The following is a 14,176-nucleotide window of genomic DNA, read 5'->3' on the forward strand; positions in this document are numbered from 1 at the left end:
CACTATAAAGGCTGCGTCCGTGGCCCGGTAGTCGGTGCCTGGCCATGGTACAGGCTGACCCGGCGAAATTCCGCGGGCTCGGCCAGGTCCGGCAGGGTCAAGGCGTCCAGGCATGCGAGTTGTCGATAGGCGGGATGCGTGAAGTCCCGCACCCGGGAGTCCGCGACCAGGGCATGGGGCGCATGCTCTAGAAAGCGGTCCAGCAAGGGCAGGTTCTCTCGGTCATAAAGCACGTCGGCGACCAGGATCAGGTCGAACGGGCCTTGGACTGTGGTGAAGTCCGCGCTGTGGCTAAGCGTTACTCCGTTCAGCGCCGCGTTGGCCTCACAAGCTGCCAGGGCCAGTTCGTCCATGTCACAGGCGACCACTTCAACGGCACCCGCCCGGGCTGCGGCAATGGCCGCTACGCCGGAGCCAGCGCCGAAATCCAGCACGCGCTTGCCTTGCACCCAATGCGGGTGCGAAGCCAGCCAGCGAGCCATGGCCAGCCCGCTGGCCCAGCAGAAGCTCCAGTAGGGCGGGGCCTGGAGGATGCGTCGGGTTTCCTCGCCGCTGAACGGGCGAGCCATATGGGCCGGGTCAAGCAGCCACAGGCGCAAGTCGGTACCCGGCAAGGTCGATTCGATCAAGCGGGCGTCGCCGAGCAATTCCCGTACGGCTGTCTGAAGCAGTTCCAGGGACGTCATGGCGCCTTGGTCATTTCCAGCGTACCCAGCGCCTGGGTGGCGGGACCGCCGATCTGTCTGGGCGGCAGGTGCAGAATCAGCTGCCCGGATTGGCTCGCTCGGCCGCGCAGTTCGACGTGGCCCTGCTGGGGGAAGGCCTCCGGGTTGAAGCGCAGTCGGAAGGGCAGGGGCTGCCCCGTTCCGGCCAGCGTCGTGTTGGCCAGCAATTGTTGTGGACGGCCGCGGTCATCCACTACCAACATGGCCAGCTCTACCTCGGCGCCCCTGGGAATGGACAGCAATTGCCCGCTAAGCTCGCGCTGGTAGGCAGGCAGAGGGCCGAGCGGCTCGGGGTCACGAATGTCCGGGGCGGCGGGCTTGGTCACCGGGCTGGCGGGTACCGCTGGCGTGGGCGGTTCGCCGGCGCAGGCAGCCAGCAGCCCGAGGCAGCAGAGCAAGGCAAGTGAACGTACTGTCATGGGCCTGTTCCTGTAGGCATGTCTGATGGCGTCATCGCAGGGGCCTGTATACCGCAAAGCCCGGCTCGTGTCTTTGCCGAGGCTGTGTCTCGGCCGGGCGATGCGCTAACATTGGCGTCCATTTTCAAGCTGACTGGCTGCCATGCACTGTCCCTTCTGCGCTGCCAACGACACCAAGGTCATCGATTCGCGGTTGGTCGCCGAAGGCGAACAGGTCCGCCGCCGCCGTGAATGCGTCGCCTGTGGCGAACGTTTCACCACCTTCGAAACCGCCGAGCTCGTCTTGCCTCGCTTGATCAAGCAAGACGGCAGCCGCCAGCCCTTCGACGAAGAAAAGCTGCGCGCCGGCATGCAGCGAGCCTTGGAAAAACGCCCGGTGAGCATCGAGCGGCTGGAAGCCGCCCTGGGTCATATCAAGGGGCAATTGCGTGCCACGGGCGAACGGGAAGTCAAATCCCTCGTCGTTGGCGAACTGGTAATGGCGGAACTGCGCAAGCTCGACGAAGTGGCCTATATCCGTTTCGCCTCGGTGTACCGTCGCTTCCAGGCACTGGATGAGTTCCGCGAAGAGCTCGACCGCCTGGCCCGGGAGCCGGCCAGCAAATGATTACCCCCCCGCAGGACAGCCTCGACCACCGATTCATGGCACGCGCCCTGGAGCTGGCGCGGCACGGGCTGTATTCCACCCACCCAAACCCTAGGGTGGGCTGTGTGATCACCCAGGGCGAACAGGTGGTGGGCGAGGGCTGGCATGTACGCGCCGGGGAGCCTCACGCCGAGGTGCATGCGCTGCGCCAGGCCGGCGAAGCCGCGCGTGGCGCCACGGCCTACGTGACCCTGGAACCCTGCAGCCATCACGGGCGAACGCCGCCTTGCGCCGACGCCTTGCTCGCTGCCGGGATAAGCCGCGTCGTTGCAGCCATGCAGGACCCGAACCCGCAAGTGTCGGGCCAGGGGCTGGCAAGGCTGGCCGCGGCAGGCGTTGTCGTGCGCAGTGGCGTGCTGGAGGGTGAAGCCCGGGCCTTGAACCCCGGGTTTATCAAGCGCATGGAGTGCGGCCTGCCTTTCGTGCGGGTCAAGCTGGCCATGAGCCTGGACGGCCGCACGGCCATGGCCAGCGGTGAAAGCCAGTGGATAACCGGGCCCCAGGCACGCCGCGAAGTGCAGCGCCTGCGTGCCCGTTCCAGCGTGGTGCTCAGTGGCGCGGATACTCTGCTTGCCGATGGCGCCCGGTTGACCGTACGCCCGGAGGAGCTGGGCCTCAATGAAGCCGAGGCCGCGCTCGCCGCGGGTCGCCAGCCACTGCGGGTTTTGGTCGATGGTCGGCTGCGGGTACCCCTGGACGCGCCGTTCTTCCAGGCCGGCCCCACGCTGGTAATCTGCGCGACGCCACCGGTGGCCCAGCAGGCTTATACCGCCATGGGCGCCGAAATTCTGTGTGTCCCAGGCCACAACGGTCGCTGCGACCTGGTCGAGCTATTGCGCTCGCTGGCGCTGCGCGGGGTCAACGAGGTGTTGGTCGAAGCTGGCCCAAGCCTGGCCGGCGCCTTCGCTCAAGCGGAGCTGGTGGATGAGTACCGCTTGTTCATGGCCGGCACCTTCCTCGGCTCAAGCGCGAGGCCCTTGCTGGATTGGCCGCTGGCACGCATGGCCGAGGCGCCCCGCTTGAAGATCACCCAGATGCGCGCGGTGGGCGACGACTGGCAAGTCATTGCCGTGCCCGCGCCCGTTCGCCCCGTATAATTCCCCGTTTTCCGGAGGTCCTCATGTTTACCGGTATCATCGAATCCATTGGCAGCATTCGTGCCCTCACGCCCAAGGGCGGCGATGTACGGGTGCATGTGCACACCGGCAAGCTGGACCTGGCCGACGTCAAGCTCGGCGACAGCATCGCGGTCAATGGCGTTTGCCTGACCGCGGTCGAGTTGCCTGGTGATGGCTTCTGGGCCGACGTCAGCCGGGAAACCCTCGACTGCACCGCCTTCAATGATCTGAAAGTCGGCAGCCCGGTCAACCTTGAAAAGGCGCTGACCCCCAGCAGTCGCCTGGGTGGTCACCTGGTGAGTGGTCATGTGGATGGCGTAGGCGAGATCATCGCCCGTAGCGATAACGCCCGGGCGGTGCAGTTCACTGTCCGCGCGCCCAAGGCCCTGGCCCGCTATATCGCCCACAAGGGGTCGATCACTGTCGACGGCACCAGCCTCACCGTCAACGCAGTCAACGGCGCCGATTTCGAGCTAACCATCGTGCCGCATACCTTGGCCGAAACCATCATGGCCGACTACCGCCCCGGCCGCCGCGTGAACCTGGAGGTGGACCTCCTGGCCCGCTACCTCGAGCGGCTGCTGCTGGGCGACAAAGCCGCCGAGCCAGGCCAGGGCGGCATCACTGAAAGCTTCCTGGCCGCCAACGGCTACCTCAAATAACACAAGGGGGTGCCTAGTGGCGCTCAATACCGTCGAAGAGCTGGTCGAAGACATCCGTCAGGGCAAGATGGTCATCCTCATGGATGACGAAGATCGAGAGAATGAAGGCGACCTGATCATGGCCGCCGAATGCTGCCAGGCCGAGCACATCAACTTCATGGCGCGCTTCGCCCGTGGCCTGATCTGCATGCCCATGACCCGTGAGCGTTGTGAAACGCTGCGGTTGCCGCTGATGGCGCCGCGCAACGGCTCGGGTTTCGGCACCAAGTTCACCGTTTCCATCGAAGCCGCCGAAGGAGTGACCACGGGGATTTCAGCTGCTGATCGGGCGCGCACCGTGCAGGCAGCCGCCGCCAGGGACGCCGTGGCCGAAGACATCGTCAGCCCCGGCCATATCTTTCCCCTGATGGCGCAACCGGGCGGTACGCTCGCTCGCGCCGGGCACACCGAGGCGGCCTGTGATCTGGCGCGCATGGCCGGATTCGAGCCCGCTGGAGTCATCTGCGAAGTGATGAACGACGATGGCACCATGTCCCGTCGCGCCGAGCTCGAGGCGTTCGCCGCCGAGCATGGAATCAAGATTGGCACCATCGCCGATCTGATTCATTACCGCATGATCCACGAGCGCACCGTGTTGCGAGTATCCGAGCAACCCTTGGATACCGAGCTGGGTCAGTTCAACCTGGTGACCTATCGCGACTCGGTGGAAGGCGACGTGCACATGGCGTTGACCCTGGGCAAGGTGAAAGCGGACGAGCCCACGCTGGTTCGCGTCCATAACATGGACCCGCTGCGCGACCTTCTGATGGTTCGCCAGCCTGGCCGCTGGAGCCTCAGGGCGGCCATGACCCAGGTGGCCGAAGCCGGCGCCGGGGTAGTGCTGCTGCTGGGCCACCCCCTCGATGGTGACCAGTTGCTGGCCCATATTCGCGAAGCCACCGAGCATGTACCGGTGAAGAAGCCCAATACCTACAGCACGGTGGGCGCTGGCTCGCAGATCCTGCGCGACCTGGGCGTGCGCAAGATGCGCCTGATGAGCTCGCCCATGAAGTTCAACGCGATATCCGGATTCGACCTGGAAGTTGTAGAATACGTGCCCTCCGAATAAACAGGCCGCGCGCCTGCTTTTCGACTTTACTTATCACAGGCCGCATCGCGCGGCCTGGCTCTTTAATACGAGAATGCCGAATGACCCTGAAGACCATCGAAGGTACCTTCATTGCCCCCCAAGGGCGCTATGCGCTGGTGGTGGGCCGCTTCAACAGCTTCGTCGTGGAAAGCCTGGTCAGCGGCGCGGTCGACGCCCTGGTGCGCCATGGCATCGATGAAAACGACATCACCATCATCCGCGCACCCGGCGCGTTCGAGATTCCACTGGTAGCCCAGAAGGTCGCCCAGCGCAGCGAATTCGACGCGATCATCGCCCTGGGCGCGGTCATCCGTGGCGGTACCCCGCATTTCGAATACGTGGCTGGCGAATGCACCAAGGGCCTGTCCCAGGTGTCCATGGAGTTCGGCGTACCTGTAGCCTTTGGCGTGCTGACGGTCGATAGCATCGAACAGGCCATCGAGCGTTCCGGCACCAAGGCCGGCAACAAGGGCGCCGAAGCCGCCCTTTCGGCCCTGGAAATGGTAAGCCTGCTGGCGCAGTTGGAGGCCAAGTGATCAGCGACGAAAACAACGGTTTCAACCCGCGCGAACCCAAAGACCCGGCTACGGCCAAGAGCAAGAGCGCCAAGCGGCGTGAGGCGCGGAAAATGGCGACCCAGGCCCTGTACCAGTGGCAACTGGCCGGGCACTCGCTCAATGAAATCGAAGCCCAGTTCCGTGTGGACAACGACTTCAGCGATGTCGATGGCGCCTATTTCCGCGAGCTGCTGCATGGCGTGGCCACCAACAAGGGTGAAATCGATGCCAGCCTCAAGCCCTGCATGGAACTGGCCCTCGAAGAGCTGGACCCGGTAGAACTGGCGGTGCTGCGCCTGTCGACCTTCGAACTGCTCAAGCGGGTGGACGTGCCCTATCGCGTGGTCATCAACGAAGGCATCGAACTGGCGAAGATCTACGGCGCCACTGACGGCCATAAATTCGTCAACGGTGTACTGGACAAGCTGGCGCCCAAGTTGCGGGCACCCGAAGTCAACGCACACAAGCGCTAAGGGTCGTGGCGCTCGGTGAATTCGAGCTGATCCGCCGTTTCTTCGCGGCGGCGGCATGCGCGCGGCCAGGCAGCGGCGTTACGCTGGGCATTGGCGATGACTGCGCCTTGCTGGCGCCGCCCGCGGGTGAGCAGTTGGCAGTTTCCACCGATACCCTGGTGGAAGGCGTTCATTTTCCTCGTAATGCGCCACCCGCCAGGCTCGGCCAGCGGGCCCTGGCGGTCGCCGCCAGCGATCTGGCCGCGATGGGGGCCGCGCCTTTGGGCTTCACCCTTGCGCTGACCTTGCCGGAGGTGAACGCCAACTGGCTCCAGGACTTTGCCCAGGGGCTGGACACCATGGCTCAGTCCTGCGGCCTGCGCCTGGTGGGTGGCGATACCACCCGAGGGCCCTTGAGCCTGACCCTTACCGTATTTGGCAGCGTGCCCGTTGGGCAGGCCTTGACCCGCGCCGGTGCCCGGCCGGGTGACCTGGTGTGCGTGGGGGGGACCCTGGGCGACGCGGCGGGAGCCTTGCCGTTGGTGCTGGGCGAGCGTTCGGCCAACGAGGCAGTGGCTGGCCCGCTGCTGTCCCATTATTGGACACCGCCGCCCCAGTTCACCCTCGGCCTGGCGCTTCGCGGCAAAGCCACCGCCGCCCTGGACATTTCCGATGGCTTGCTCGCCGACTGCGGCCACATCGCCACAGCCTCAGGGGTGGCGATGCGCATCGAACAATCGCGGTTGCCGCTGTCTGATACTCTACGTGCCTTTCTTCCCGCCGCCGCTGCACTGGAAGCGGCGCTCAGTGGCGGCGACGATTACCGGCTGGCCTTCACTCTGCCTGCTGAGCACCTGGCTGCTGTGGTCAGCCTGGAACCTGGCGTGCGAGTCATCGGTCAGGTGCTGGCTGGCGAAGGGGTTTGCCTGGTCGATGAGCAGGGCCTGGATGTAACACCAGGCCAGCGGGGTTATCAACATTTTCGGGAGCGACCGTGACAGATCATCCGAACCAGGTGCCCGCGGAGTTCGTGCCGCCTTCGGTATGGCGCAACCCCTGGCACTTCCTCGCCTTTGGCTTCGGCTCGGGTACCTTGCCCAAGGCGCCCGGCACCTGGGGCTCGCTGGTTGCGGTACCTTTCATTCCGTTGTGGCAGATGCTGCCGGACTGGGGCTATTGGCTGATGTTGGGCGTGACCATGCTGTTCGGCTTCTGGCTCTGCGGGAAGGTGGCCGACGACCTGCGCGTGCATGACCACGAAGGCATCGTCTGGGATGAAATGGTCGGCATGTGGATCACCCTCTGGCTCGTGCCCGAGGGCTGGTATTGGCTGGTTGTCGGTTTCCTGGTGTTTCGCTTCTTCGATATCCTCAAGCCCTGGCCTATCCGCTGGGTGGATCGCCATGTGCATGGCGGCATAGGCATCATGCTCGATGACCTGATCGCCGGCGTCTTCGCCTGGCTGGCGATGCAAGGGCTGGTTCTGCTATTTACCTGAATGAGGATGGCCGCATGGATTGGCGCCAAGGGGCCTGGCCCCTGTTCAAGTGCTTGCGCGCGCTGTGCTGGGCGGGCGTGGCCGCCTGCCTCACGCCCATCGCGACGGCCGCGCCCAAGCCAGGAACCGTGGAAGTCGTCAGCGAAGCGTGGAACGACTACACCTCCGCAGACGGCACTGGCCTGGGTTGGGACCTGATACGTATCATCTTCGAGCCTGCCGGCTACAAGGTAATGTGGCGTATCGAACCCTACCTGCGTTCGGTAGGCCTGGTTCAGCGGGGGGAGGCGGACGCCTGGGTGGGCTCTTATGAAAACGAGCGTGACGCCCTATACCCGAGCTGGCATTACGATACCGATCACATCTATGCCCTGAGCCTGGCCAGTCACTCAGCGCCGATCCTGGCCACGCTCGGCGATGCTCGCCTGGCCTGGGTGCGAGGTTACGAGTTCCAGCGCTACCTGCCGGGCATCAAGCACTACGAGCATATCGAGCGGCGCAACGGCATCCTGGAAATGCTCAAGCGCGGTCATGCGGACTTCTACATCGATGCTGAGCAGGAGATGGACTTCATCCAGCAGCAAGAGGCGGATCCCTCACAGTATCGCCTCACGCACCTGATCGACCTGCCGCTGTACCTGGGCTTCGCCAATAATCCGCGCGGGCGCGAGCTGTGCAAGGTGTATGACAAGCGCATGGCCGAGCTGGTCGCCAGTGGAGCCTTGAAGCCCCTCTACCGCCGCTGGAAAATGGCTTATCCCTTCGGCAACGAGCCGATGCCACGCAAGACATCCATAGAAGCTTGTGATCGGTAAGGTCGAAAATTTGAACTGAGCGCGTCATCGGGCCGATGTTACAATGTGACATCTTTGCCCAGGGCCAGCGTGTCGAGCGGTGGCCATCCCGCGGCTGTTTTCATTTGATGACAGATAGGAGCACCCGGTGCCCGTCGCTTTCGTTGCAGCTTCCAAACTGCCCACCCCGTTCGCCACCTTTACCATGCATGGCTTCTTCGAAGAGGCCACAGGTCGCGAGCACGTTGTCCTGACCCTGGGCGATGTAGCCGATGGTCAACCGGTACTGGGGCGGGTCCATTCCGAATGCCTGACTGGCGATGCGCTGTTCAGCCAGCGTTGTGATTGTGGCGCTCAGCTTGAAGCCGCGCTTCAGGCCATTGCCAAGGAAGGGCGTGGCGCATTGCTCTACCTTCGACAGGAAGGGCGAGGCATCGGCTTGTTGAACAAGATCCGCGCCTACGAGCTACAGGATGACGGCGCCGACACCGTCGAAGCCAATGAGCGCCTGGGTTTCGCGGCCGACCAGCGGGATTATTCCATCTGCCTGCCGATGCTGGAGCACCTGGGCATCAAGGCCCTGCGCTTGATGACCAACAACCCCCGCAAGGTCAAGGCATTGACAGACATGGGGATCACCGTGGCCGAGCGAGTACCGCTGCATACCGGGCACAACCCCCACAACAAGTATTACCTGGCCACCAAGGCGGGCAAGCTTGGCCACATGATGGACCGGCCCTCGTAGCCGCGGCAGTTGGCAAGGATGAGCCTGCGGGAGCTAGCGCCAGCTAGCGAAAGGCCCCGAAAGCCTGAGCAATTCGCCAGCTTCGCTGGCTCCCACGGGGGTCATGGAGCCTTGGCGAGCCTGGCGCGGATGGCCGCTTCGATGCCGGCTTCATCCAGGCCGCATTCGGCGAGCATCTGCGCCGGCTTGGCATGTTCCACATAAACATCTGGCAGACCAAGGTGCAGCAAGGGAACGGTAGTGCCTTCGGCTGCCAGGAACTCACCTACGGCCGAACCCGCGCCGCCCATGATTGCATTTTCCTCCAAGGTCACCAGTAGTCCGTGCTGGCTTGCCATCTCCCGGACCAGGGCTTCATCCAGAGGTTTCACGAAGCGCATGTCCACCACACTGGCGTCCAGCCGCTGGGCCACGGCCAGGGCTTCGGCAAGCTGCACCCCAAAGACCAGGATGGCCACGTCCTTGCCTCTACGACGAATCACGCCCTTGCCGATCTCGACCGTGCCCAGGCCGGGTTCGATGCTCGCGTTCGGGCCGGTGCCACGCGGATAGCGAACCGCGGCCGGCCCAGGATGCTGGAAGCCGGTGCTGAGCATCAGGCGCAGTTCGTTCTCGTCACTCGGCGCCATGATCACCAGGCCCGGTATGCAGCGCAGATAGGAAAGGTCGAAGCTGCCCGCGTGGGTCGGGCCATCCTCTCCCACCAGGCCGGCGCGGTCGATGGCGAACAGCACGTCCAGCCCTTGCACCGCCACGTCGTGGATCAGTTGGTCATAGCCGCGCTGCAGGAACGTGGAGTAGATCGCCACCACGGGCTTGACGCCGTCGCAGGCCAGGCCCGCCGCCAGCGTAACCGCATGCTGTTCGGCGATGGCTACATCGAAGTAGCGTTCGGGGAAGCGCTCACTGAAGGCAACCAGGTCCGAGCCTTCCTTCATGGCGGGGGTAATGCCCACCAGGCGCTCGTCCGCGACCGCCATGTCGCACAGCCACTGACCGAAGACGCTGGAGTACTTGGGGCCGGACGCTTTCCTGGGCGCCGCCGGGACGGGTTCGAGCTTGGTGATGGCGTGATAGCCGATGGGATCTACTTCTGCGGGGGCGAAGCCCTTGCCCTTCTTGGTCACTACATGCAGGAACTGCGGCCCCTTGAGGTCGCGCATGTTGCGCAGGGTAGCGATCAAGGTCGGAAGGTCGTGGCCATCGATGGGGCCGATGTAGTTCCAGCCCAGCTCTTCGAAGAGCGTGCCGGGTACCAGCATGCCCTTGGCGTACTCTTCCGTGCGCCGGGCGATTTCCCAGGCACCCGGGAGCCGCGAAAGCACTTTCTTGCTGCCTTCACGCATGCTTGCATAGGTTCGGCTGGAAAGGATCTTCGCCAGGTAATTCGACAGGCCGCCCACATTGCGGGAAATGGACATGTCGTTATCGTTGAGCACCACCAGCATATCGGCGTTGACCTCCGGCGCATGGTTCAGCGCCTCGAAGGCCATGCCTGCGGTGAGCGCGCCATCGCCGATCACCGCGATCGCCTTGCGCGGGCTGCCTTGCAGGCGCGCGGCAATGGCCATGCCCAGGGCCGCGCTGATGGATGTGCTCGAATGCCCGACGCCGAAGGTGTCATACGGGCTCTCGCTGCGTCGCGGGAAGGCGGCGAGGCCGTCCTTCTGACGCAGGCTGTGCATCCGCTCCCGACGGCCGGTGAGGATCTTGTGCGGGTAGGCCTGATGGCCCACGTCCCACACGAGCCGGTCTTGCGGAGTATCGAACACGTAATGGAGCGCGATGGTCAGTTCGATCACCCCGAGCCCGGCACCGAAATGGCCCCCGGTCTGCCCCACGCTGTAGAGCAGTTCCAGGCGCAACTCGTCGGCCAGGCTTTCTAGCTCGGCTTCACCCAGGCGACGCAGCCCGTCCGGGGTGTCGGTGCGGTCGAGCAGCGGAGTCAGCGGGCGCTCACGGGGGATCTCTTGGAACGTCGTAGGCATCAGGCGGATCGTTTTGTAAGCCATAAAGGGCAAGAGTTTACCCTATGGCGTAGGGCTATAGCAGCCTGAGCTTGCCCCAGGGGCTTCAATTGCGCCGGTCCACGATATAGCAGGCCAGCGCTCGCAAGGGCTCGGCGGCTTCTGCGTAGGTACTCAAGGATTGCAAGGCCTGGTCGCGCAGCTCATGGGCATAGCCCCTGGCCCGATCGATTCCCAGCAGGGCGGGATAGGTCGGCTTGTCGCGGGCGATATCCGCCCCTTGACGCTTGCCCAGGGTGGCCGTATCGCTTTCTACGTCCAGAATGTCGTCCTGTACCTGGAATGCCAGGCCAATGGCACGGGCATAGTTACGCAGCGCCACCAGGTCAGCCTCAGCGGCGCGCTCGCTGGCCAGGGCGCCCAAAACCACGCTGGCCTCGATCAGAGCGCCGGTCTTGTGCCGATGCATCTGTTCAAGCGCGGCCTGGTCCAACTTGAGCCCCACGGAACCCAGGTCGATCGCCTGGCCACCGACCATGCCGGCCGGCCCGGCTCCCACAGCCAGGGCGCTGACCATGCGCAGCCGGGTAGCATCGCTCAGGCGGCCAAGGGCGGGGTCGGCCAAGGCACCGAACGCCATGGCTTGCAGCCCGTCGCCGGCGAGGATGGCGCAGGCTTCGTCGAAGGCCTTGTGGGTGGTCGGCTGGCCGCGACGCAGGTCATCATCGTCCATGGCCGGCAGGTCATCGTGAACCAGGGAATAGGCGTGGATGAGTTCCACGGCGCACGCCGCGCCGTCAGCGTTCGCGGGATCCCCACCCAAGGCTTCGCAGGCCCCATAGACCAGCAAGGGGCGGACTCGCTTGCCACCGTTCATCACGCTGTAGCGCATGGCCTGGTACAGCCTGGCCAATTCCGTCAGGCCGGGTTGGAAGAGGCGCTCGAGGGCGCTGTCCACCCGCGCCTGGCAGCGGGCCTGATAGCTGGCGATCATTCGGTTTCATCCACGTCCAATGGCGTTTCAACCAGTTGGCCGTCACGTTCGAGCAACTGCTGTACCTTCACCTCCGCAGCCGCCAGGGCATCCTGGCAATCCCGGGTCAGGCGGATGCCCTGCTCGAACGCCGTGAGCGAATCCTCCAGGGACAGTTGGCCGTTTTCCAGGCGCTCTACCAGCGTCTGCAGGTCGGTGAGGGATTGCTCAAAATCCACAGCGCTTTTCTTTCTGGCCATGACGGCCCTCTCGGCAGGCTAATCAACCGCGCGACGTTAGCAGAGCCGGAGGGGGTGGGCAAACTGGCACGGTCTTGGGTTCTTCAATTGCGGATGATCGAAATGCTGCCGTTGCGCTCCAGAATGGCGAAGCGAATATCTTCCATGCGTTCCACGCCCTGGCTGCAGCGAGCGGTTTCCAGGATGTCCGCTTCGGTCAGCCGTGCCTTGGCCAGGCGGGCCTTGAGCGGCCTGCCGTTTTCCACCAAGATCATGGCGCCGTTGTCCAGAAGTCGGGTCAGGCTTCGCAGGCGCTGCTTTGCCAGGGTGAAGCCAATGTCCATGGCAATCAGGGTGGCGATGACCAGGACCGCGTTGGTAAAGGAAAAGTCATCACCCAGCAAGGCCTGCTGAGTGGCTTCGCCAATGATCAGCAAAAGCACGAAATCGAAAGTGGTGAGGTCTACCAGTGACCGCCTTCCAGCGACCTTGAACAGAATGATTAGCGCGACATACATCGCGGCGGCGCGCAAGGCGGCATCCATGTAAGGCTCCGTTCAGGGATAGATGAATTTGGAAACAGCGACACGCGCGCCAGTGGACAACCCGATGTCACCCTTGAACAGCCAGGCGCCATCACTGCGCAGGGTGAGGTAGAGCACCGCATCACCCTGGGCGTCGGCTCGCAAGGGAATGAGCAGGTCGCGGCCGCGACTAGAAGCTGGCCCGGTTTGCGGCTGTAACGCTTCCAGCGCCATTCCCTCGAGCAGCTCGCCGGGCAGCGTTACGTTCAGATGTTGGCCTGGCTGCCCACGAGCCATAATGACCATCCGTTCTTCGGCGCCGTTACGGCTGAAGCGTTCATAGTCCACGGTCAGGCTGCCATCGGGACTGACAACCTTCACGGTCGAGAGTGGTCCCTTGGAAAACAGACCGAGCAAGGTCAACGCGATCAACGCCAACAAGGCATACCAGCCCACTCGCTCTATATGCCAGGCCCGACGCTGGCGCGCCATGTCTTCGACAATGGGGTAGCTGCGGTTGGCAAATTCGTCCTGCTCCATCACCGCCTCGTGCTTGGCTGGTTTTGCCGTTGGATCAAGCGCCTGCTCAAGCGTTCCGCTCTGCCTTGCCGGCCGACCGCTCGTCCGATGCTGAGCCGCCGCGCTGAACCATCGGCTGCGATAAACGCCGACAGTAATATCGGGTGACAGGGGTTGCCCGGGCTTTCAGGCTATGAGGAGTACTACCATGGACTCGTTACTTTCCGGGCTGATTGGCATCGTTGTCCTGCTTGCCGATATCTGGGCAATCGTCAGCGTCTGGCGCAGCGACAAGTCTTCCGGCACCAAGATCGGCTGGACGGTGCTGATCTTCATCCTCCCTGTGGTCGGGCTGGTGATCTGGGGCATCATGGGTCCACGCGGCATGCACCCCGCGCCTTCGTCGCCGACACACAGCAAAGGCTGATCCATCGGCTCGGGCTGTTCGAATGCTTCGGTAATGGCACCGATGACCGCGCGGACACGAGCGCTGTGGCACAGGTCCGCGTGGGTTACCAGCCAGAGGTCGTAGCCCTGGCTGGCCCTGCGGTCAGGCCATAGGCCTTAGCGAGACGTCAGTACGCTGTAGCTGTTCATCAGGTTGCGGTAGTTGGGCAGGCGCTCGGACAGCAGGTGACCAAGGCCTTCGATATCGTTGCGCCAGTCGCGGTGCAGTTCGCAGGCCACCGCGAACCAGTTCATCAGCTGAGCACCGGCTGCGGTCATGCGCGCCCAGGCCGCTTGCTGCACGGTTTCGTTGAAGGTGCCGGAGGCATCGGTAACCACGAACACATCGAAGCCTTCAGCGATCGCAGACAAGGTAGGGAAGGCGACGCACACGTCGGTCACCACGCCCGCGATGATCAGCTGCCTGCGGCCGGTAGCCTTGATGGCCTTGACGAAGTCTTCGTTGTCCCAGGCATTGATTTGCCCGGGACGCGGAATGTAGGGCGCATCAGGGAAGGCTTCCTTGAGCTCAGGGACCAGAGGCCCGTTGGGGCCTTGTTCGAAGCTGGTGGTCAGGATGGTCGGCAGGTTGAAGAACTTGGCCAGGTCCGCCAGGGCCAGCACATTGTTCTTGAACTCGTTGGGGGAAAAATCCTGTACCAATGAGATCAGGCCGGTCTGGTGGTCTACCAGCAGTACGACGGCATCGTCTTTGTTCAGGCGGTTATAGGGCTGCGTCATGGTGTCACTCCTTTCAAGTAG

Annotated in this window: 19 protein-coding genes and 1 pseudogene; 11 read left to right on the top strand and 9 right to left on the bottom strand. The window is 63.8% G+C overall.

Annotated features, from left to right (window positions below):
• Positions 1–2: 2 nt before the first annotated feature.
• Both BN1188_RS11025 and BN1188_RS11030 read right to left on the bottom strand, forming a co-directional pair.
• Positions 3–686, bottom strand: coding sequence for a class I SAM-dependent methyltransferase (locus tag BN1188_RS11025; protein ID WP_052469249.1), 684 nt, complete (start codon positions 684–686; stop codon positions 3–5).
• Positions 683–1,144 (bottom strand): YbaY family lipoprotein, encoded by a 462-nt coding sequence (locus tag BN1188_RS11030; protein WP_040261540.1) that lies wholly within the window; start codon positions 1,142–1,144, stop codon positions 683–685. The genes BN1188_RS11025 and BN1188_RS11030 overlap by 4 nt, the downstream gene beginning before the upstream one ends.
• Before the next feature lie 142 nt (positions 1,145–1,286).
• Between BN1188_RS11030 and nrdR the strand changes: the two genes are divergently transcribed.
• From nrdR to ribA, 10 genes are all read left to right on the top strand, one after another.
• Positions 1,287–1,751: a transcriptional regulator NrdR gene (gene nrdR / locus BN1188_RS11035; protein ID WP_040261541.1), complete on the top strand. Its 465-nt coding sequence runs from the start codon at positions 1,287–1,289 to the stop codon at positions 1,749–1,751.
• On the top strand, positions 1,748–2,887 hold the full coding sequence (gene ribD / locus BN1188_RS11040) for a bifunctional diaminohydroxyphosphoribosylaminopyrimidine deaminase/5-amino-6-(5-phosphoribosylamino)uracil reductase RibD (RefSeq protein WP_040261542.1): 1,140 nt from the start codon (positions 1,748–1,750) through the stop codon (positions 2,885–2,887). The genes nrdR and ribD overlap by 4 nt, the downstream gene beginning before the upstream one ends.
• Positions 2,888–2,910: 23 nt before the next feature.
• Positions 2,911–3,570 carry a riboflavin synthase gene (locus tag BN1188_RS11045; RefSeq protein ID WP_040261543.1) on the top strand — a complete coding sequence of 220 codons (660 nt, stop codon included), beginning with the start codon at positions 2,911–2,913 and terminating at the stop codon, positions 3,568–3,570.
• Between the two features lie 16 nt (positions 3,571–3,586).
• Positions 3,587–4,678, top strand: coding sequence for a bifunctional 3,4-dihydroxy-2-butanone-4-phosphate synthase/GTP cyclohydrolase II (ribBA, locus tag BN1188_RS11050; RefSeq protein ID WP_040261544.1), 1,092 nt, complete (start codon positions 3,587–3,589; stop codon positions 4,676–4,678).
• An 80-nt stretch (positions 4,679–4,758) separates the two neighbouring features.
• A complete protein-coding gene (ribH, locus tag BN1188_RS11055; protein ID WP_040261545.1) occupies positions 4,759–5,235 on the top strand; it encodes a 6,7-dimethyl-8-ribityllumazine synthase in 477 nt (158 codons plus the stop codon).
• Positions 5,232–5,729: a transcription antitermination factor NusB gene (nusB, locus tag BN1188_RS11060; RefSeq protein ID WP_040261546.1), complete on the top strand. Its 498-nt coding sequence runs from the start codon at positions 5,232–5,234 to the stop codon at positions 5,727–5,729. The genes ribH and nusB overlap by 4 nt, the downstream gene beginning before the upstream one ends.
• Positions 5,730–5,734: 5 nt before the next feature.
• Entirely contained in the window at positions 5,735–6,706 is a 972-nt protein-coding gene (gene thiL / locus BN1188_RS11065; RefSeq protein ID WP_040261547.1) for a thiamine-phosphate kinase, read from the top strand.
• On the top strand, positions 6,703–7,206 hold the full coding sequence (locus tag BN1188_RS11070) for a phosphatidylglycerophosphatase A family protein (protein ID WP_040261548.1): 504 nt from the start codon (positions 6,703–6,705) through the stop codon (positions 7,204–7,206). Before thiL ends, BN1188_RS11070 begins: the two co-directional genes overlap by 4 nt.
• Positions 7,207–7,220: 14 nt before the next feature.
• Positions 7,221–8,021 (top strand): substrate-binding periplasmic protein, encoded by an 801-nt coding sequence (locus tag BN1188_RS11075; protein WP_084596204.1) that lies wholly within the window; start codon positions 7,221–7,223, stop codon positions 8,019–8,021.
• Between the two features lie 127 nt (positions 8,022–8,148).
• Complete coding sequence (gene ribA / locus BN1188_RS11080) at positions 8,149–8,745, top strand: GTP cyclohydrolase II (protein WP_040261549.1); 597 nt, start codon at positions 8,149–8,151, stop codon at positions 8,743–8,745.
• A gap of 101 nt (positions 8,746–8,846) precedes the next feature.
• Here the strand turns inward: ribA and dxs are convergent, their stop codons facing one another.
• From dxs to BN1188_RS11105, 5 genes are all read right to left on the bottom strand, one after another.
• Complete coding sequence (gene dxs, locus BN1188_RS11085) at positions 8,847–10,733, bottom strand: 1-deoxy-D-xylulose-5-phosphate synthase (RefSeq protein ID WP_040261550.1); 1,887 nt, start codon at positions 10,731–10,733, stop codon at positions 8,847–8,849.
• A gap of 85 nt (positions 10,734–10,818) precedes the next feature.
• Complete coding sequence (ispA, locus tag BN1188_RS11090) at positions 10,819–11,706, bottom strand: (2E,6E)-farnesyl diphosphate synthase (RefSeq protein ID WP_040261552.1); 888 nt, start codon at positions 11,704–11,706, stop codon at positions 10,819–10,821.
• Positions 11,703–11,945, bottom strand: a complete 243-nt coding sequence (locus tag BN1188_RS11095) for an exodeoxyribonuclease VII small subunit (RefSeq protein WP_040261553.1) — start codon at positions 11,943–11,945, stop codon at positions 11,703–11,705. Before BN1188_RS11095 ends, ispA begins: the two co-directional genes overlap by 4 nt.
• 83 nt (positions 11,946–12,028) lie before the next feature.
• On the bottom strand, positions 12,029–12,469 hold the full coding sequence (locus BN1188_RS11100; RefSeq protein WP_040261554.1) for a DUF421 domain-containing protein: 441 nt from the start codon (positions 12,467–12,469) through the stop codon (positions 12,029–12,031).
• Between the two features lie 12 nt (positions 12,470–12,481).
• Positions 12,482–12,988 (bottom strand): hypothetical protein, encoded by a 507-nt coding sequence (locus tag BN1188_RS11105; protein WP_040261555.1) that lies wholly within the window; start codon positions 12,986–12,988, stop codon positions 12,482–12,484.
• 187 nt (positions 12,989–13,175) lie between these two features.
• Here BN1188_RS11105 and BN1188_RS11110 point away from each other — a divergent pair, with 187 nt between their 5' ends.
• The gene (locus BN1188_RS11110) at positions 13,176–13,394 is read left to right on the top strand and encodes a PLD nuclease N-terminal domain-containing protein (protein ID WP_040261556.1); all 219 of its coding nucleotides are present in this window, start codon (positions 13,176–13,178) and stop codon (positions 13,392–13,394) included.
• A 20-nt stretch (positions 13,395–13,414) separates the two neighbouring features.
• Here the strand turns inward: BN1188_RS11110 and BN1188_RS21925 are convergent.
• Together BN1188_RS21925 and ycaC are read right to left on the bottom strand one after the other, a co-directional pair.
• Positions 13,415–13,528: pseudogene (locus tag BN1188_RS21925) on the bottom strand (LysR family transcriptional regulator); the annotation flags it as partial.
• Between the two features lie 3 nt (positions 13,529–13,531).
• Positions 13,532–14,155: an isochorismate family cysteine hydrolase YcaC gene (ycaC, locus tag BN1188_RS11115; protein ID WP_040261557.1), complete on the bottom strand. Its 624-nt coding sequence runs from the start codon at positions 14,153–14,155 to the stop codon at positions 13,532–13,534.
• Positions 14,156–14,176: the final 21 nt, after the last annotated feature.

This window comes from Pseudomonas massiliensis, from assembly GCF_000826105.1.
In the GTDB taxonomy this organism is placed as follows: domain Bacteria; phylum Pseudomonadota; class Gammaproteobacteria; order Pseudomonadales; family Pseudomonadaceae; genus Aquipseudomonas; species Aquipseudomonas massiliensis.

Bases quoted from the DNA above. Each gene is read 5' to 3' on its own strand.
- BN1188_RS11025 (WP_052469249.1), bottom strand. From the start codon at position 686: ATGACGTCCCTGGAACTGCTTCAGACAGCCGTACGGGAATTGCTCGGC.
- BN1188_RS11030 (WP_040261540.1), bottom strand. From the start codon at position 1,144: ATGACAGTACGTTCACTTGCCTTGCTCTGCTGCCTCGGGCTGCTGGCT.
- nrdR (WP_040261541.1), top strand. From the start codon at position 1,287: ATGCACTGTCCCTTCTGCGCTGCCAACGACACCAAGGTCATCGATTCG.
- ribD (WP_040261542.1), top strand. From the start codon at position 1,748: ATGATTACCCCCCCGCAGGACAGCCTCGACCACCGATTCATGGCACGC.
- BN1188_RS11045 (WP_040261543.1), top strand. From the start codon at position 2,911: ATGTTTACCGGTATCATCGAATCCATTGGCAGCATTCGTGCCCTCACG.
- ribH (WP_040261545.1), top strand. From the start codon at position 4,759: ATGACCCTGAAGACCATCGAAGGTACCTTCATTGCCCCCCAAGGGCGC.
- BN1188_RS11075 (WP_084596204.1), top strand. From the start codon at position 7,221: ATGGATTGGCGCCAAGGGGCCTGGCCCCTGTTCAAGTGCTTGCGCGCG.
- dxs (WP_040261550.1), bottom strand. From the start codon at position 10,733: ATGCCTACGACGTTCCAAGAGATCCCCCGTGAGCGCCCGCTGACTCCG.
- ispA (WP_040261552.1), bottom strand. From the start codon at position 11,706: ATGATCGCCAGCTATCAGGCCCGCTGCCAGGCGCGGGTGGACAGCGCC.
- BN1188_RS11095 (WP_040261553.1), bottom strand. From the start codon at position 11,945: ATGGCCAGAAAGAAAAGCGCTGTGGATTTTGAGCAATCCCTCACCGAC.
- BN1188_RS11100 (WP_040261554.1), bottom strand. From the start codon at position 12,469: ATGGATGCCGCCTTGCGCGCCGCCGCGATGTATGTCGCGCTAATCATT.
- BN1188_RS11105 (WP_040261555.1), bottom strand. From the start codon at position 12,988: ATGGAGCAGGACGAATTTGCCAACCGCAGCTACCCCATTGTCGAAGAC.
- BN1188_RS11110 (WP_040261556.1), top strand. From the start codon at position 13,176: ATGGACTCGTTACTTTCCGGGCTGATTGGCATCGTTGTCCTGCTTGCC.
- ycaC (WP_040261557.1), bottom strand. From the start codon at position 14,155: ATGACGCAGCCCTATAACCGCCTGAACAAAGACGATGCCGTCGTACTG.